Source organism: Micromonospora sp. NPDC005979 (assembly GCF_040614415.1).
GTDB lineage: Bacteria > Actinomycetota > Actinomycetes > Mycobacteriales > Micromonosporaceae > Micromonospora.
In genome coordinates this window covers 268,619-285,479 of record NZ_JBEXUR010000007.1, presented here as the reverse complement: position 1 = coordinate 285,479, position 16,861 = coordinate 268,619, and the positions used below count along the sequence as shown (strand labels likewise).

Genomic DNA, 16,861 nt, shown 5'->3' with positions numbered 1-16,861 from the left:
ACCTCCAGGATTCGCGGGCGGCGAGGACAATCATGGGTCGCGATGTCAACCGCGCCGGTCCGGCTCACCCCGGTGGGGCGCGCCGCAGGCGGTGCGTCAACTCGCGCACCACCGCCGCGAACCGCTCGTCGGATTCGGCCGGCCAGTGCCCGAGGATCGGCGGCGGAACGCTGTCGCCGGGCGGGGTCACCACGTCGCTGGGGTCGACCTCCCGGCGGTCCACAGCGGCGGCCGGGTCACCGGCGGACGCCTCGGGTCCCCGGTCGGGAAAGACGCGCCCGCCGATCGGGTCGGTGTCCCGCCAGAGGTTGACCCACCGCCAGCCCACCCGGTTGCCGATCTCGCGCAGCACCGCGTCGTCGAGGTAGGCGGGGAAGAGTCGCGCGTAGAGCCGGCGCAGCGGTGACCCGTGCGTGAGCAGCGCGACCCGGTCGCCGATCCGGGATGGCAACTGGAGCACCGCGGCGGCGAGCAGGACCGAGCCGTGGCTGTGCCCGGAGAGCAGCACGCGGTCCCCGCGCTCCACCAGGTAGGTGATCCGCCGGGTCAGCTCCGGCACGGCCCGTTCGGCGTAGCAGGGCGGCGCGAACGGGTGGGCGGCCCGGGGCCAGAAGGTGCCGAGGTCCCAGATGACGCCGACGTGCCGCCGGAAGCTGGTGGTGCGGTAGGCGAAGATACCGGCGAGCACCAGGCCGAGAAGGCCCACCGCCTTCACCCAACTGGTGAACGCGATGCTGAAGGTGATCGCGCCCGCCGGCAACCGGGTGAACCGTTCGACGACGTCGCCCGGGAACACGCCCAGCAGGCCGAGGGTGGTGGTGGCGGAGCCGACCCCGGCGAGGCAACCGAAGATCACGCCCAGCAGCACCAGGCGTTCGGTGAAGCTGGCCCGGGCCACCGCGTCGCGTACCTGTCGCAGCCGTGGACGGGCCTCGGCCGGAGCGTCCGGAAAGTCGCGTGCGACGATCGCCGCCGCACGGCGGCGACGACCGGGGCGGGAGACCGCGACGACCAGCACGGCGACGACGACCGTGACCAGCGCGGTGCGGAGAAAACCGAAGATCGCCCAGGTGTACGCCCGGGGCGGGCCCGACGCGATGCCCTCCCCGGTCGGCAGGTCGCGGTCGAGGTAGTCCGCCACCCGGTAGACCAGCTCGGCGGAGTACCCCACCGCCGTGCTGATCGCCGCGGCCGCGATGACCAGCGCTCCCAGCCCGAACAGAGGGCTGCCCCGGCGCCGCCAGAGCAGGATCACCCCGAGGGCGGCCAGCAGGATCGTCTGGGTGGCGAACAGCCAGACCAGCGTCCTGTCGTAGCCGGGCAGAGCGGCGTCCTCGCGCCAGCCGGCCGGGCTGGTCGCCACGTGGGCGGCGACCACGACCGCCAGGACCGTCGCGGTCGTGCGCAGGGCGGTGGTGATCGTGTCGAGCCGCCGGTCGGTGGGGGACCGGTCGATCAGCGCCGGCGTGCAGAGGAGCGCCACGCAGGCCGCCAGGACCACGCCGGTGACCACCGCCAACGCGATCGTGGCGACCGAGGCGCCCCGCGCGGCGCGAGCGGTGAGCAGGACGAGACTCAACGTCCCGAACGCCGCTGCGACGTGCACGGACCGCAGCCGCCCCACCAGGGGTTCCGCGTCCCACGTGCCGACGGTGCTGAGCCGATGCCCGGCGACCTCCTCGTCGGGCGCGCGGAACGCCTCGAACGACCGCCCGGGCCGGTTGCTGAGCCGCCACACCAGGCCGATCGCGACGGCCGGGACCAGCGCGAACACCGCCAGTCGTCGCCCGACGGGCTGACCGCTGAACCAGGACAACCAGCTGCGGCCGGCCAGGCAGCGGGGCGAGTTCAGGCAGTGCCAGGCGAGCAGGTCGAGGGCGACGCCGGCGATGGCGAGCACGTACAGCACGGTGAGGGTGAGTGCCAGCACCCGGCAGAGGGACTTGACCACGCTCTCCGAGCGGGGGTTCGCCGGCCGCATCCAGATCGCCACGTTGACCAGCAGGAACGGCAGTAGCAGCACCAGCGCCAGGGTGCGGGCGACGGTTCCGGAGGGCAGGTCGCCCCAGCGGTACGCCTCCAGCGTCACACCGCGCGCCTCGGGGGTCGCCCAGCGCGGCCGGACCCGGACGAAGCCACCCATGTGGTCGCCCGCGACCTGCACCGTCCGCGCCAGGCCCAGCACCTGCTCGGTGCTCGCGCCGGAGACGCCGTGCACCCGTAGCTCCACGATGTCGGAGTCGGTGTCGGGGCCGCTCATCCGCGCTGATCCATCCGCCACCGCCCCCCGAGACACCCCGACCGCCCGGTGCCGGCGATCGGTCCGTGGGTGGCCCGCCACCGGTGTGGCGGACCGGGGTCTACCCCGCCCGACAGCGCCCAATCGCCCGGGCTCGCCCCCGGTCGGTGCCTGCCGCGTCACCTACCCGCCCGGAACGCTCCCGGCCACCCCCTGGCGGTAGGCGCGTGGTGAGACGCCGGTGACCCGTTTGAAGGCCACGCTGAGGGCGCTCTCCGAGCCGTACCCGACGGCTCGGGCGATGGCCGCGACGGGGTCGGAGCCGTGCCGGATGCGGTCCGCCGCGAGTTCGATCCGCCATCCGGTGAGGTATTCCAGCGGACCGACGCCGACGACCTTCCGGAAACGGGCGGCGAGCGTGGAGCGGGAGACGGCGGCGGTGCGGGCGATCGCATCCACCGTCCACTGCTGCGCGGGCCGGGCGTGCATCGCCCGCAGCGCCGGGGCGACCACCGGGTCGGCGAGCCCGGCCAGCCAACCGGAGGTGTGCTGCGGGTCGCGGGCGAGGTGCACACGCAGGACCTGGATCAGCAGGACGAGCGCCAGGTGTTCCGCGACGAGCCTCGACCCGAGCTGGGGCCGCCGCAGCTCGATGTCGATCTGGTCGAGGGCCCACCGGATGGTGGCGGCCTCTCCAGCGTCGGCCGGCACGTGGATGACCGGCGGAAGGCCGTCCAGCAGGAGGCTGCGGCCCCGGTCGCCCAGGGAGAACGCGCCGCCGATGAGGAACATGTCGGCACCCTCACCGGCGTGAGCCACGCCGTCGCCGGCGGCGGCGAAGATCGGGTACGCCGGCTGGGCCGGCACGTCGGGATCGCTGAAGAGCGTGTACGCCACCGGCCGGGTCAACAGGTAGCAGTCGCCCTCGTGGAGGGCGATCGGTTCCGCCTCGCCCTCCACCCGCAGGTGACAGCTGCCGCGTCGGATGGCGTTGAACTTGGCGCCGGCCGGCGGGTCGAACCGGACCGCCCAGCGCCCACCGGCGACGAGACCGGCGGACAGGTGCGCGGTGGCGCCGAGCAGTGCCAGCACGTCTTCGAGCGGGTCCATCCACACCGTCCTGGACGCTGGCGAAAGTATGAAGGATTCCAGACTATAGGCAGTCCAGAGGGAGCTTGCATAGCGTGGTGGACATGACAGCGCACGCACGCCTCACCACTGGATTCACCGCCCGTACCACCGCCGCCGAGATCCTCGACGGGATGGACCTGACCGGGCGTCGGATGATCGTCACCGGCGGCGCCTCCGGCATCGGTGTCGAGACGGTTCGCGCCCTGGCCGGCGCCGGCGCGGAGGTCACGGTCGCCGTCCGTGACCCGGCTCGCGCCGCGGGGCTCGTCGATGAGTTCGCCGGCGACGCCGCGCGGGGAAGTGTCCGGGCCGCCGCGCTCGACCTCGCCGACCTGTCGTCGGTCGACGCGTTCGTCGCGGCCTGGGACGGCCCGCTCCACGCGCTGGTCGCCAACGCCGGCATCATGGCGCTGCCGACCCGTCAGCTCTCGGCCCAGGGCTGGGAGCTCCAGCTCGCGACCAACTACCTGGGGCACTTCGCGCTGGCCGTCGGACTGCACGACAACCTGCGGGCGGCGGGCGCGGCGCGGGTCGTGCTGGTCAGCTCCGGCGCACACCTGAGTGCCCCGTTCGACGCCGCGGATCCCCACTTCGAGCGGCGGCCGTACGACCGGTGGACGGCGTACGGGCAGTCCAAGACGGCGGACGTCCTGCTGGCGGTGGGCATCACCCGGCGGTGGGCGGCGGACGGCATCACCGCCAACGCCCTCAACCCCGGCTACATCCACACCAACCTCCAGCGCCACCTCGACGACGACACGATGCGCGCGCTCGGCGGGATGGACGAGGCGGGCAACCTCGTGGTGCCGGACTACTACAAGACGCCCGCCCAGGGCGCCTCGACCACGGTCCTGCTCGCGGCGTCGCCCCTGCTCGACGGCATCGGCGGCCGGTACTTCGTCGACAACCAGGAGATGGAGGTGGTTCCCGGCGGCCCCGACGCCTCGGACGGCGTCGCGGACCACGCGGTCGACCCGGCGGCCGCGGACGAGCTCTGGGCGTACGCCGAGAAAGCGCTCGCCGAGCGCTGAGCCGGACCACCGTCCGGCGTCGGGCGCGGCGCGGGCCCGCGTGGCCGCGCCCGGCGTTCAGGATTGATCGGGGTACGGCGGGGTAGCCGCCCGCCATGGTCGCTGCCGGTCGTCCCGGTACGGACGGGGACGCGTCGACGCGCGCCGACGGGGCAGCACAGCCCCGCCCGACGTCGACCGTCGCGCGGCTGCGGGGCCAGCTGTCGGGCACGCTGCGGGATCGAGCGCGGCGGGTTCGGGGTATCGGGGGGCTGGCCCTGCAGGCCGGCGTGGCCGCAGCGCTGTCCTGGCTGGTGGTGCGCGAGGTGCTGCACGTCTCGCAGCCGGTGTTCGCGCCGATCTCCGCGGTCTCCACCCTCGCGGCGTCGGTCGGGCAACGCCTGCGCCGCACCATCGAGCTGATCATCGGTGTCACGGTCGGGGTGCTGGTCGGGGACCTGCTGCTCGGGGTGATGGGCACCGGGTGGTGGCAGCTCGCCCTGATCGTCGTGTTGGCGATCCTCGTCGCGCTGTTCCTCGTCGGCAGCGCGGCGGTGGTGATCCAGGCGGGCGCCACGGCCGTGCTCATCGCCACGCTGAGCCCGGCCGTGCGCGACCTGGAGATCCCCCGTTTCGTGGACGCTCTCGTCGGGGGCGCCGTGGCGCTGCTGGTCACCGCCGTCCTGCTGCCGTTGAGCCCGTTGCGGGTGCTCAACCGGGCCGCGCGACCGGCGCTGGACCTGCTCAGCGCCCAACTCGAGGCCACCGCCGGCGCGTTGGCCGACCGGGACATCGCCCGCGCGCTGACCGCCCGCGCGAGGTTGCGGCAGAACAAGGACGAACTGGGTGCGCTCATCGAGGCGACGCAGGGCGCCCGGGAGGCCAGCACCCTCTCGCCGGTGCACTGGCATCAGCGGCAGGGGCCGGTGGCCCGGTACGCGCAGACGGCGGAGCCGGTCGACCGGGCCATGCGCAACGCGGGCACGCTGATCCGCCGGGCGGTGACCCTGATCGAGGACGGTGAGCCCGTCCCGGAACCCCTGCCCACGGCCGTCGCCGACCTGTCCGAGGCGGTACGCCTGCTCCAGCGGCAGTTCGCCGCCGGCCAGGAACCCGTTCAGGCGCGCGAGCGGGCGCTCCGGGCGGTCTGCGCCGCGGGTGACGCCTACCGGGACGGGGTCGGTTTCTCCGGGGCCGTCGTGGTGGCGCAGGTCCGGACGACCGCCAGCGACCTGCTGGTGGCCACCGGTCTGAGTCAGGAGGTCGCGAACCGGGTGGTCCGCCGCGCGTTCGCAACCGCTGACACACGTGCTGAGCAGCGCCGATGACCAGCATGGCAGCAATGTGAGCCACAGGTGTTGCATGCTGAGCCAAAATGGTGCCATGATGGTGCCATGGACTTGAGGCCGTACGTCGAGAACCTGCGTAACGAGTTCGCCGTGGCAGCCGAGGGCGTGGATCCGGAGAGTCGGGCGCTGGCCGAACGACTCTTCACCCAGCTCGAAGCGGCGACCCACCTCACGCTGCTCGAGGCGCTGTCCGACGCGGCCGACGAGATCACCCGCGATCTCGCCCCCGGGTCGGTGCACGTCCGGCTGCGCGGACGCGAGCCCGACTTCGTGGTGGCGCCCGCCACCGCGTCCACGGACGGTCCGGGCGAGCCCGCCGCGCCAGCTCCGGCCCCGGCGCCTCTGCTGCCACCCGAGGGCGACGAGGGCGGCACGTCCCGGATCAACCTCCGCCTGCCCGACCACCTCAAGGCCAGCGTCGACGAGGCCGCGAGTCGCGCCGGGCTCTCCGTCAACGCGTGGCTGGTGCGCGCCGTCGCCGGCGCCGTCGGGGCCGGTGGCCCCGACCGTCAACCGCCTCGCCGGCCGGAGCCCCCGAGGTCCGGCCAGCACGTCACCGGCTGGGCGCGCTGACCCGCACGCCCACCCGTAGCTCCTTCCGCCTCCGCCAACACCTCCCGGGAGACCACCATGCCTGTTTTCGACACGCCAGAACCGATCTCCGTCCAGGTCGAGCTGCCCATCGGGGACGCCTGGATCGCCGCGACCGACCGCACCGACACGGTGGTACGGGTGCGGCCCCGCGACCCGTCGAGCAAGGCCGACGTGAACGCGGCCGAGCAGACCACCGTCGACTTCGCCGCCGGGCACCTGCGCATCAGGGTGCCGAAGAGCTGGCGTCGGTACGGCTTCGGCTCCGGACCGTCGGTCGACGTCCTGATCGAGGTTCCGAGCGGCACGCGGCTGCACGCCGAGGCGGCCTGGGCGGCCTTCCGCGGCGAGGGTCGGCTCGGTGAGTGCCACATCAAGACCGGGAGCACGATTCGGCTGGAGGAGACCGGGTCGCTGGAGATCGACAGCAGCCACGGCGAGGTCGCGGTGGAGCGCGTCACCGGTTCCGCCCGGGTGAAGGCGTCGTCCGGCAAGGTGCGCCTCGGCGCGGTCGACGGCACCGCCGAGATCAAGAACTCCTCCGGCGACTGCTGGATCGGTCGCAGCGGAGGCGACGTCCGCATCAACACCGCGTACGGCGACATCACCGTCGACGCGTCGACCGCCTCGGTGGCGGCGCGCACCGCGTACGGCAACGTGCGGCTGGGCGAGGTCGTGCGCGGGTCGATCGAGTCGCAGACCTCCTACGGCGCGATCGAGGTGGGGGTCCGGCGTGGCACCGCCGCCTGGCTCGACGTCAGCTCCCGACACGGCCGCGTCCACAACGCCCTCGACGCGGCCGACAGCCCGGCCGAGACCGACGAGACGGTCGAGATCCGCGCCAACACCTCCTACGGCGACATCACCATCCGCCGCGCCTGACGCGCCCCGACCCCACCACGAATGAGGAGACCATGACCGGCAGCAGCAGACCCGCGATCGTCACCACCGAGCTGCGCAAGTCCTACGGCGACAAGGTCGTGCTCGACGGGATCGACCTGATGATCACCGAGGGAACGATCTTCGCGCTGCTCGGCCCCAACGGCGCCGGCAAGACCACCACCGTGCAGATCCTCTCCACCCTCCTTCCCGCCGACGGCGGCCACGCCCGCGTCCTCGGCCACGACGTGACCCGCGAGGCCGACGCGGTACGCCGGTCGATCGGCGTCACCGGCCAGTTCTCCGCGGTGGACAGCCTGCTCACCGGCCGGGAGAACCTGCGGCTCATGGCCGATCTGTGTCGCCTGGACCGGGCAGCGGGTCGCCGCCGGATCGCCGACCTGCTCGACCAGTTCGACCTGACCGAAGCGGCGGACAAGCCGGCCGCGACGTACTCCGGCGGCACGCGCCGTCGACTCGACCTCGCGATGACTCTCGTCGGCGATCCCCGCGTCATCTTCCTCGACGAGCCGACGACCGGGCTCGACCCGCGCAGCCGCCGCGCCATGTGGCACATCATCAAGGCGCTGGCCGCCGAGGGCGTCACCATCCTGCTGACGACCCAGTACCTGGAAGAGGCCGACCAGCTCGCCGACCGCGTCGCCTTCCTCGACCACGGTCGGCTGATCGCCGAGGGCACCCCGCACGAGCTCAAGCGGCTCATTCCGGGGGGTCACGTGGTCCTGCGCTTCGCCGACCAGGACGAACTCGACTCGGCGGCCCGTACGTTCGCGACGGCCACCCGGGACGACAACGCGCTGACCCTCGAGGTGCCGAGCGACGGCGGGGTCGCTTCGCTGCGGTCACTCCTCGACGACCTCGACCGGAGCGCCATCACCGTGGCCGGCCTCGCTGTGCACACCCCCGACCTCGACGACGTCTTCCTCGCCCTCACCGGCCAACCCGACGCCCCCTCCAGCCGTGAAAGGGCCACCGCGCGATGAGCACCCTCACCCTCGCCCTGCGCGACTCCAACACCATGCTGCGGCGCAACCTCCTGCACATGCGTCGCTACCCGTCGCTGACCCTCATGCTCATCGGCATCCCGGTCATCCTTCTGCTGCTGTTCGTGTACGTCTTCGGCGGCACGCTCGGCGCCGGCCTCGGGCCGACCGGTGGCCGGGCCGAGTACGCCAACTACGTCACCCCCGGCATCCTGCTCATCACGGTGGCCAGCGCGGCACAGGGCACCGCGATCTCGGTCGCCATGGACATGGCCGAGGGCATCATCGCCCGTTTCCGTACCATGGCGATCTTCCGACCGTCGGTTCTCACCGGCCACGTCGTGGGCAGCGTTCTCCAGACCATGGTCAGCCTGGCGGCCGTCACCGGCGCCGCACTGCTCGTCGGGTTCCGCCCCACGGCCGACGCCGTCGAGTGGCTCGCCGCGATCGGCGTGCTGACCATGGTCACCTTCGCCGTCACCTGGCTGTCGGTCGCCCTGGGCCTGGTCACCAGGAGCGTCGAGACGGCCAGCAACCTGCCCATGCCGCTGGTGCTGCTGCCGTTCCTCGGCAGCGGGTTCGTCCCCACCGACTCGATGCCGACGCCGGTCCGCCTGTTCGCCGACTACCAGCCCTTCACCCCGGTCATGGAGACGCTCCGCGGCCTGTTGCTCGGCAGCGGAATCGGTGTCAACGGGCTCCTCGCGGTCGCCTGGTGCGCCGTCATCACGGTCGGCTGCTTCTGCTGGGCCAAGGCGCTCTACAACCGTCCGCGCACGGCCTGACCCCAAACGTCCTCTGACGACCGACGACCCGGCCCGGACGTGGCCGGGTCGTCGGTCGTCGGTGTCGCCGAGCGGTCCCTGCGCGCGCTCACGGGTGGGTGGTCGTCGGCGCCGGCATCAAGGACTCGTCGGCCCGGCTCACCGACCTGGCCTCCGCCGACCCCCCTAACGGGCCGATCATGGACTCGTGGTGCCCGGATTAGGTTGACTCAACCGCTTGGTCTCCCACCACAACTCCATGATCGACCCGCGTCAGCCGCAGTCGGGACATCGAATGTTATCGATAACATTCTGCGCCGGCCGGTGCTCTGCCGCGACCGTTGGCGTCGGAGTGCGGGGTCATGGGGTCCGGACGGGGCGGAAACCCGTTCGGCGGGCCTGATCACGCAGGGGCGGCAGGGCTGTCGATGTTATCGCTGACATCCGCGCGCTGCGGCGGTTCGCGGCCGCAAACTGCGGGACGCGGGCGTCGCGCGGGTCCGGTATCGACGCGCCCGAGTCGGTGCGGCCTCCGCGTTCCGTTACGGAGCTGTTGCAGGTAGATGTCTTGACGAGGCTGGATGTGAGCGTTAACACTATCCCCGTTAACGGTGGAGGTGAACATGGAGCGTGTGGGCGGAGCTGCCGAAAGCTACGTCGTGGGTGTCGATTTCGGCACCCTCTCCGGGCGGGCCCTGGTGGTCCGGGTTTCTGATGGTGCCGAGCTCGGGACCGCGGTGCACGAGTACGGCGACGGGGTCATCAGCGAGACGCTGCCCGGAGGTCGGTCGCTGCCCCCGGACTGGGCGTTGCAGAACCCGGACGACTATCGCGACGTGCTGCGCCACGCCGTTCCGGCCGCGGTCGCCGCGGCGGGGGTGGACCCGGCGGCGGTGGTGGGCATCGGCATCGACTTCACCGCCTGCACGGTGCTCCCGACGCGCGCCGACGGCACCCCGCTCTGCGAGGACCCCGAGCTGCGCGACCGGCCGCACTCCTGGGTCAAGCTGTGGAAGCACCACGCCGCGCAGCCGCACGCCGACCGGATCAACGCGCTGGCCCACGAGCGGTCGGAGCCGTGGATCGGCCGGTACGGCGGAAAGATCTCCGCCGAGTGGCAGTACGCCAAGGGTCTGCAGATCCTGGAGGAGGACCCGGAGATCTACCACCGGGCCGAGCGGTTCATCGAGGCCGCCGACTGGATCGTCTGGCAGCTCAGCGGCACCGAGACCCGTAACGTCTGCACGGCCGGCTACAAGGGCATCCTGCAGGACGGGCAGTACCCGTCCGAGAGCTTCCTGACCGCGCTCAACCCCGACTTCGGCGACTTCGTGGCCAAGCTCGACGGTCCGCTGCTGCCGCTCGGCGCGCGAGCCGGCACGCTCAGCGCCCGCGCCTCCGCCTGGACCGGTCTCCCGGAGGGGATCGCCGTGGCGGTCGGCAACGTCGACGCGCACGTCACCGCCGCCTCTGCCCAGGCCGTTCAGCCCGGTCGGCTGGTCGCCATCATGGGCACGTCCACCTGCCACGTGGTCAACGGCGAGCACCCGGCCGAGGTCGCCGGGATGTGCGGCGTGGTCGACGGCGGCATCAGCCCCGGCGCGTGGGGCTACGAGGCCGGCCAGAGCGGTGTCGGCGACATCTTCGGGTGGTTCGTCGAGCACGGCGCACCGGCCGGGTTCGACTCGCACGAACGCCTCACCGAACTGGCCGCCAGCCAGCCGGTCGGCGCGCACGGCCTGGTCGCGCTGGACTGGTGGAACGGCAACCGCTCGTTGCTGGTCAACCACGACCTGAGCGGGATGATCGTCGGGATGACCCTGGCCACCCGCCCGCAGGACATCTACCGCGCGCTGCTGGAGGCCACGGCGTACGGCACCAGGATGATCATCGACGCGTTCGTCGAGGCCGGGGTGCCCGTCAACGACCTGGTGATCGCCGGCGGCCTCACCAACAACAAGCTCCTGATGCAGATCTACGCCGACGTGACCAAGCGCCCGCTGAACATCATCGCGTCCGCGCAGGGGCCGGCGCTCGGCTCGGCGATCCACGCCGCCGTCGCCGCCGGGGCGTACCCGTCGATCCACGAGGCGTCCCAAGCGATGGGGCGGGTGCACGAGGCCGTCTACACGCCGGACCCGGAGCGGGCCCGTGCCTACGACGGCCTGTACGCCGAGTACCGGGCGCTGCACGACCACTTCGGTCGCGGCGGCAACGACGTCATGCTCCGCCTCCGGGCGATCCGCAACGCGGCGGTAGAGGCCGCCGCGCCCACGCACGAGGCCACGCTGGAGGTCGTCGCATGAACGCCGAGGTGAGCCGGCAGATCGGTGAACTGCGCGAGACCGTCGCCCGCCTGCACAGCGAGCTGACCCGGTACAACCTGGTCGCCTGGACGTCCGGCAACGTCTCCGCCCGGGTGCCCGGCCAGGACCTCATGGTCATCAAGCCGAGCGGCGTGGGCTACGACGACCTCACGGCCGAGACGATGGTCGTCTGCGACCTCGACGGCACCCTCGTCGAGGGTGACCTGGCACCGTCCAGCGACACGGCCGCCCACGCGTACGTCTACCGCGCCATGCCCGAGGTCGGCGGCGTGGTGCACACGCACAGCTCGTACGCCAGCGCCTGGGCCGCCTGTGGCGAGGCGATCCCCTGCCACCTCACCGCGCAGGCCGACGAGTTCGGCGGGGAGATCCCGCTGGGCCCGTTCGCGCTGATCGGCGGCGACGACATCGGCAAGGGCATCGTCGCCACGCTCTCCGGGCACCGTTCACCCGCCGTGCTCATGCGCAACCACGGCGTCTTCACCATCGGCCGGAACGCCCGCGCGGCGGTCAAGGCCGCGGTCATGTGCGAGGACGTGGCCCGTACCTCGTACCTGGCGCGCACCCTCGGGCAGCCCGTGCCGATCGCGCAGGCCGACATCGACGCTCTCTACCACCGATACCAGAACGTCTACGGCCAACAACCAGTCGCACCGGCGGGCTCCTGACCGTCTCCACACGGCCCGCCGGTCTGCTCCACCGACGCACCAGCACGCACCACCCGCGTACGCCACCTCCTCTCGTCGGCGGCTGACGCGGTCCCCACCACACCCAGCCAAGGAGATCTGATGAGAAAGATGCGAACGCAGCGCGCTATCGCGGTCCTCGCCAGTGTGCTGCTCATCGGCGGCGTGGCGGCCTGCGGCAACAGCGACACCGGCGGCGGCGGGTCCAAGGACGACGGCAAGATCACGATGGGCTTCTCCCAGGTCGGCGCCGAGAGCGGGTGGCGTACGGCGAACACCACCTCGATCAAGGAGTCGGCTGCCGCGGCGGGCATCGAGCTGAAGTTCGACGACGCGCAGCAGAAGCAGGAGAACCAGATCAAGGCCATCCGCAACTACATCCAGCAGAAGGTGGACGTCATCGCCTTCTCGCCGGTGGTGGAGTCCGGGTGGGACACCGTGCTCAAGGAGGCCAAGGACGCCGGCATCCCGGTCATCCTGACCGACCGCTCGGTCGACTCGGCCGACAAGACCCTCTACAAGACCTTCCTCGGCTCGGACTTCGTCAAGGAGGGCAAGCTCGCGGGCGAGTGGTTGGTCGAGCAGAAGAAGGGCGCCACGGGCCCGGTCAACATCGTCGAGCTGCAGGGCAACACGGGTGCCGCTCCGGCGAACGACCGCAAGAAGGGCTTCGGCGAGGCGATCGCCGTCAACCCGAACCTGAAGATCATCGCCTCGCAACCGGGTGACTTCACCCGGGCGGGCGGCAAGCAGGTCATGGAGCAGTTCCTCAAGGCCAACCCGAAGATCGACGTGCTGTTCGCGCACAACGACGACATGGGTCTGGGTGCTCTCGAGGCGATCACCGCGGCCGGCAAGGTGCCGGGCAAGGACATCACCATCATCACGGTCGACGCCGTCAAGGACGGTATGCAGGCGCTCGCCGACGGGAAGTTCAACTTCATCGCGGAGTGCAGCCCGCTGCTCGGCCCACAGCTGATGGACCTCGCCAAGAAGGTCCACGCGGGTGAGACGGTGCCGGCCCGGATCGAGACCGAGGAGACCACCTTCACCCAGGAGCAGGCCAAGGAGGCTCTGCCCAACCGCAAGTACTGATCGACGAGGAGGGGTCGCCGCGCTCGCGTGGCGGCCCCGCCGCGTCGCCCCGTAAACCCGAACGGACCGGGCATGACCCGCGACGACCCGCGCCACGCCCGCCCGAGCCCAGGTGAAGGGCCGGGCGGGCGCGGTGGGAGCGCAACGGCCCATCCGCGTCGACAACCCCCAGAAGAGGTCTGATGGGATGACGGATAGCCGTCCGGTCCTGACGATGACCGGGATCAGCAAGTCCTTCCCCGGGGTGCGTGCACTCCACGACGTCAACTTCCGGCTCTTCCCCGGCGAGGTGCACGCCCTGATGGGCGAGAACGGCGCCGGGAAGTCGACCCTCATCAAGGTGCTGACCGGCGTCTACGACACCGACGACGGCACGATCACCCTCGGCGGTGAGCCGGTGTCCTTCAGCGGGCCGATGCAGGCGACGGCCGCCGGGGTGAGCACCGTCTACCAGGAGGTCAATCTCTGCACCAACCTCTCGGTGGCGGAGAACATCTTCATCGGACGTGAGCCGAGGCTGTTCGGCGCCGTCCGCTGGGGCGAGGTCCGCCGTCGCGCCCGCGCGCTGCTGAGCCGCCTCGACCTCGACCTCGACGTCAGCGCGCCGCTGGGCTCGTACTCCCTCGCGATCCAGCAGATGGTCGCGATCGCCCGCGCGATCGACATCCAGGCCCGGGTGCTGATCCTGGACGAGCCGACGTCCAGTCTCGACGCGGGTGAGGTCGCGCAGTTGTTCCGCATCATGCGGCAGCTCCGCGACGAGGGCATCGCGATCCTGTTCGTGACGCACTTCCTCGACCAGGTCTACGAGATCGCCGACCGCATCACGGTGCTGCGCAACGGCGGACTCGTCGGCGAGTATCTGACCGCCGAGCTGCCCCAACTCGGCCTCGTCGAGAAGATGATCGGCAAGGAGCTCGACGTCCTCGAGGGGATCGAGGAGCACTCCCGGCGCGACCTGGCCGCGATCGAGGAGGGCACCCCCCTGGTGGCCGTGTCGAAGCTGGGCCGGGCGGGCGCGGTCGAGCCGTTCAGTCTGACCATCCACCCCGGTGAGGTGGTGGGCCTCGCCGGCCTGCTGGGCTCGGGGCGTACCGAGGTGGCGCGGTTGTTCTTCGGCGCCGACCGGGCCGACGGCGGGCAGGTCGCGATCGACGGCACGTCGAGCAGCCTGCGTACCCCCGCGCAGGCCATCGACCAGGGCGTCGGCTTCTGCTCGGAGAACCGTCGGGCCGAGGGCATCGTCCCCGACCTGTCGGTCCGCGAGAACATGATCCTCGCCATGCAGGCCGCCCGGGGTTGGCTGCGGCCCATCCCGCGCCGCCGACAGGACGAGCTGGTCGACAAGTACGTCAAGGCGCTCAACATCCGTCCGGCGGACCCGGAGGTGCCGGTCCGCAACCTCTCCGGCGGCAACCAGCAGAAGGTGCTCCTCGCCCGCTGGCTGATCACCGAACCACGGCTGCTGATCCTGGACGAGCCGACCCGCGGCATCGACATCGGCGCGAAGACCGAGATCCAGCGGCTCGTGGCGCAACTGTCCGACGGTGGGATGGCGGTGCTGTTCATCTCGGCCGAGTTGGAGGAGGTGCTGCGCCTCAGCCACAAGGTGGCGGTCATGCGGGACCGGCAGATGGTCGCGCAGCTCGCCAACAACGAGGACCTCGACGCGGAGCGCATCATGCAGACGATCGCGAGTGGATCCCACCGGGAGGAGGCGGACCGATGAACGACACGAAGGGCCGCTATCGGACGATGATCGGTCACCGGCTGTTCTGGCCCGTCGCCGTGCTGGTGGTCATGCTCGCGGCGAACACGATCTACCGGCCCGGGTTCCTGTCCATCGAGCTCAAGGACGGGCACCTGTACGGCACGCCGATCGACATCCTGCGGCTGAGCGCGCCGCTGATCCTCGTGGCGCTGGGCATGACCCTGGTCATCTCGACCGGCGGCATCGACCTGTCGGTCGGCTCCATCTGCGCGATCAGCGGCGCGGTCGCCTGCATGTACATCAGCAAGCAGACCGACCAGAACAGCCTCGTCGTGGTGCTGACCGCCCTCGCGATGGCGTTCGGTATCTCGCTGGTGCTGGGCGCCTGGAACGGGGTCCTGGTGGCCGTGATCGGTATCCAACCGATCATCGCCACGCTGATCCTGATGGTGGCCGGTCGCGGCCTCGCCCAGCTGATCACCCAGGGCCAGATCATCACCATCAACTCGGGGCCGTTCCGGGCCATCGGGCTGGGTCACCTGCTGACCCTGCCGCTGGCCATCTTCATCGCGCTCGCCGCCGCCCTGCTCGTCGCCGCGTTCACCCGTCGCACCGCGCTCGGCATGATCGTCGAGTCGGTGGGCGGCAACGCCGAGGCGAGCCGGCTGGCGGGCATCCGGTCCAACCGGGTCATCTTCCTCGTGTACGTGCTCAGCGCCGCCTGTGCCGCGATCGCCGGTTTCATGATGACGGCCAACGTGTCCAGCGCCGACGGCAACGCTGTCGGCCTCTGGGTGGAGCTGGACGCCATCCTGGCGGTCGTCATCGGCGGTACGTCCCTCGCCGGTGGCCGGTTCTACCTCAGCGGCACCATCCTCGGGGCGCTGATCATCCAGACCCTGACCACCACGGTGTACGCCATGAACATCTCGCCGCAGACGTCGCTGCTGTTCAAGGCGGTGGTCGTCATCGCCGTGTGCCTCATCCAGGCGCCGGCCTTCCGGGCCCGGTTCAGCCGGCGACGGAAGAGCACCCCGCCGCCGCGCCCCGTCGCCGACAAGCCGAAGGAGCAGGTGCCGGCATGACCACCGGATCGCTCACCGCCCCCCGCCGCACCCGGTTCCGGCTGCCCCGGCGGCAGGTGCCGGTGCTGGCCACGCTCGCCCTGCTGCTGGTCATGTACGGCATCGGCGTGTCCCAGTACACGGCGTTCTCCAACGTGCAGGTCATCTTCAACGTCTTCATCGACAACGGCTTCCTGCTCGTCGTCGCGGTCGGCATGACCTTCGTGATCCTCACCGGCGGCATCGACCTGTCGGTCGGGTCCGTCGTCGCCATGACGGCGATGGTGTCGGCATCGCTGTTGGAGAAGGGCCTGCCGGCGGCGCTCGTGCTCGTGATCGCGCTGCTCATCGGGCCGACGCTCGGCCTGCTGATGGGCTGCGTCATCCACTTCTTCGACATCCAGCCGTTCATCGTCACGCTCGCCGGGATGTTCTTCGCCCGGGGCATGTGCACGTTCATCTCGGACTCGTCGATCCCGATCACCGACGGATTCTGGACCAGGATGTCGCAGGAGCGGATCGGCGATCCCCGGGGCAACTTCGTCTCGATCAGCGTGCTGATCGCCTTCGCCGTGGTGCTCATAGCCGCGTACGTGCTGGCGTACACCCGGTTGGGACGGAACGTCTACGCGATCGGCGGCAACCCGCAGTCGGCGCTGCTGATGGGCCTGCCGCTGGGGCGTACCCGGATCGCCGTCTACACGATCAGCGGGCTCTGCTCCGCGATCGGCGGAATCCTGCTGTCGTTCTACACCCTCTCCGGGGCGCCGCTGATCGCCGTCGGCATGGAGCTGGACGTCATCGCCGCCGTCGTCATCGGCGGCACGGTGCTCACCGGCGGCGCGGGTTACATTTTCGGCACCGTGCTCGGCGTGCTGGTCCTGGGTGTGATCCAGACCCTCATCACGTTCGACGGCAGCCTCAACTCCTGGTGGACCAAGATCGTGATCGGCGGCCTGCTCTTCGCGTTCATCCTCCTGCAGCGACTCATCGGAATCCGTTACAAGTGAC

At 71.2% G+C, this 16,861-nt stretch carries 14 protein-coding genes; 12 read left to right on the top strand and 2 right to left on the bottom strand.

What is annotated here, in order from left to right:
* Positions 1-64: 64 nt before the first annotated feature.
* Positions 65-2,260: a hypothetical protein gene (locus tag ABZ272_RS14705; RefSeq protein WP_355050452.1), complete on the bottom strand. Its 2,196-nt coding sequence runs from the start codon at positions 2,258-2,260 to the stop codon at positions 65-67.
* Positions 2,261-2,422: 162 nt separating this feature from the next.
* Positions 2,423-3,349, bottom strand: coding sequence for an AraC family transcriptional regulator (locus tag ABZ272_RS14700; protein ID WP_355050451.1), 927 nt, complete (start codon positions 3,347-3,349; stop codon positions 2,423-2,425).
* 83 nt (positions 3,350-3,432) lie between these two features.
* Between ABZ272_RS14700 and ABZ272_RS14695 the strand changes: the two genes are divergently transcribed.
* The 12 genes from ABZ272_RS14695 to yjfF all read left to right on the top strand — a co-directional run bounded on the left by ABZ272_RS14695 (position 3,433) and on the right by yjfF (position 16,860).
* The gene (locus ABZ272_RS14695; RefSeq protein WP_355050450.1) at positions 3,433-4,401 is read left to right on the top strand and encodes an SDR family NAD(P)-dependent oxidoreductase; all 969 of its coding nucleotides are present in this window, start codon (positions 3,433-3,435) and stop codon (positions 4,399-4,401) included.
* Between the two features lie 95 nt (positions 4,402-4,496).
* Positions 4,497-5,708, top strand: a complete 1,212-nt coding sequence (locus ABZ272_RS14690) for an FUSC family protein (protein ID WP_355050449.1) — start codon at positions 4,497-4,499, stop codon at positions 5,706-5,708.
* 66 nt (positions 5,709-5,774) lie between these two features.
* Positions 5,775-6,302 (top strand): hypothetical protein, encoded by a 528-nt coding sequence (locus ABZ272_RS14685; RefSeq protein WP_355050448.1) that lies wholly within the window; start codon positions 5,775-5,777, stop codon positions 6,300-6,302.
* Positions 6,303-6,359: 57 nt separating this feature from the next.
* A complete protein-coding gene (locus tag ABZ272_RS14680; RefSeq protein ID WP_355050447.1) occupies positions 6,360-7,202 on the top strand; it encodes a DUF4097 family beta strand repeat-containing protein in 843 nt (280 codons plus the stop codon).
* 32 nt (positions 7,203-7,234) lie between these two features.
* Positions 7,235-8,203 carry an ATP-binding cassette domain-containing protein gene (locus ABZ272_RS14675; RefSeq protein ID WP_355050446.1) on the top strand — a complete coding sequence of 323 codons (969 nt, stop codon included), beginning with the start codon at positions 7,235-7,237 and terminating at the stop codon, positions 8,201-8,203.
* Positions 8,200-8,988 carry an ABC transporter permease gene (locus ABZ272_RS14670; protein WP_355050445.1) on the top strand — a complete coding sequence of 263 codons (789 nt, stop codon included), beginning with the start codon at positions 8,200-8,202 and terminating at the stop codon, positions 8,986-8,988. Before ABZ272_RS14675 ends, ABZ272_RS14670 begins: the two co-directional genes overlap by 4 nt.
* Positions 8,989-9,590: 602 nt before the next feature.
* Complete coding sequence (gene araB / locus ABZ272_RS14665; protein WP_355050444.1) at positions 9,591-11,273, top strand: ribulokinase; 1,683 nt, start codon at positions 9,591-9,593, stop codon at positions 11,271-11,273.
* Positions 11,270-11,962 (top strand): L-ribulose-5-phosphate 4-epimerase, encoded by a 693-nt coding sequence (locus tag ABZ272_RS14660; RefSeq protein ID WP_355050443.1) that lies wholly within the window; start codon positions 11,270-11,272, stop codon positions 11,960-11,962. Before araB ends, ABZ272_RS14660 begins: the two co-directional genes overlap by 4 nt.
* A gap of 120 nt (positions 11,963-12,082) precedes the next feature.
* On the top strand, positions 12,083-13,075 hold the full coding sequence (locus tag ABZ272_RS14655) for an ABC transporter substrate-binding protein (RefSeq protein WP_355050442.1): 993 nt from the start codon (positions 12,083-12,085) through the stop codon (positions 13,073-13,075).
* A 187-nt stretch (positions 13,076-13,262) separates the two neighbouring features.
* A complete protein-coding gene (locus ABZ272_RS14650; protein ID WP_355050441.1) occupies positions 13,263-14,804 on the top strand; it encodes a sugar ABC transporter ATP-binding protein in 1,542 nt (513 codons plus the stop codon).
* Positions 14,801-15,871 (top strand): ABC transporter permease, encoded by a 1,071-nt coding sequence (locus tag ABZ272_RS14645; protein ID WP_355050440.1) that lies wholly within the window; start codon positions 14,801-14,803, stop codon positions 15,869-15,871. The genes ABZ272_RS14650 and ABZ272_RS14645 overlap by 4 nt, the downstream gene beginning before the upstream one ends.
* Positions 15,868-16,860 (top strand): galactofuranose ABC transporter, permease protein YjfF, encoded by a 993-nt coding sequence (gene yjfF, locus ABZ272_RS14640; RefSeq protein WP_355050439.1) that lies wholly within the window; start codon positions 15,868-15,870, stop codon positions 16,858-16,860. Before ABZ272_RS14645 ends, yjfF begins: the two co-directional genes overlap by 4 nt.
* Position 16,861 lies beyond the last annotated feature (1 nt).

Excerpts from the sequence above, each read along its gene's own strand:
- ABZ272_RS14650 (WP_355050441.1), top strand. The coding sequence starts at position 13,263 with ATGACGGATAGCCGTCCGGTCCTGACGATGACCGGGATCAGCAAGTCC.
- araB (WP_355050444.1), top strand. The coding sequence starts at position 9,591 with ATGGAGCGTGTGGGCGGAGCTGCCGAAAGCTACGTCGTGGGTGTCGAT.
- ABZ272_RS14700 (WP_355050451.1), bottom strand. The coding sequence starts at position 3,349 with ATGGACCCGCTCGAAGACGTGCTGGCACTGCTCGGCGCCACCGCGCAC.
- ABZ272_RS14655 (WP_355050442.1), top strand. The coding sequence starts at position 12,083 with ATGAGAAAGATGCGAACGCAGCGCGCTATCGCGGTCCTCGCCAGTGTG.
- ABZ272_RS14660 (WP_355050443.1), top strand. The coding sequence starts at position 11,270 with ATGAACGCCGAGGTGAGCCGGCAGATCGGTGAACTGCGCGAGACCGTC.
- ABZ272_RS14675 (WP_355050446.1), top strand. The coding sequence starts at position 7,235 with ATGACCGGCAGCAGCAGACCCGCGATCGTCACCACCGAGCTGCGCAAG.
- ABZ272_RS14680 (WP_355050447.1), top strand. The coding sequence starts at position 6,360 with ATGCCTGTTTTCGACACGCCAGAACCGATCTCCGTCCAGGTCGAGCTG.
- ABZ272_RS14645 (WP_355050440.1), top strand. The coding sequence starts at position 14,801 with ATGAACGACACGAAGGGCCGCTATCGGACGATGATCGGTCACCGGCTG.
- ABZ272_RS14670 (WP_355050445.1), top strand. The coding sequence starts at position 8,200 with ATGAGCACCCTCACCCTCGCCCTGCGCGACTCCAACACCATGCTGCGG.
- ABZ272_RS14690 (WP_355050449.1), top strand. The coding sequence starts at position 4,497 with ATGGTCGCTGCCGGTCGTCCCGGTACGGACGGGGACGCGTCGACGCGC.
- ABZ272_RS14695 (WP_355050450.1), top strand. The coding sequence starts at position 3,433 with ATGACAGCGCACGCACGCCTCACCACTGGATTCACCGCCCGTACCACC.
- ABZ272_RS14705 (WP_355050452.1), bottom strand. The coding sequence starts at position 2,260 with ATGAGCGGCCCCGACACCGACTCCGACATCGTGGAGCTACGGGTGCAC.
- yjfF (WP_355050439.1), top strand. The coding sequence starts at position 15,868 with ATGACCACCGGATCGCTCACCGCCCCCCGCCGCACCCGGTTCCGGCTG.
- ABZ272_RS14685 (WP_355050448.1), top strand. The coding sequence starts at position 5,775 with ATGGACTTGAGGCCGTACGTCGAGAACCTGCGTAACGAGTTCGCCGTG.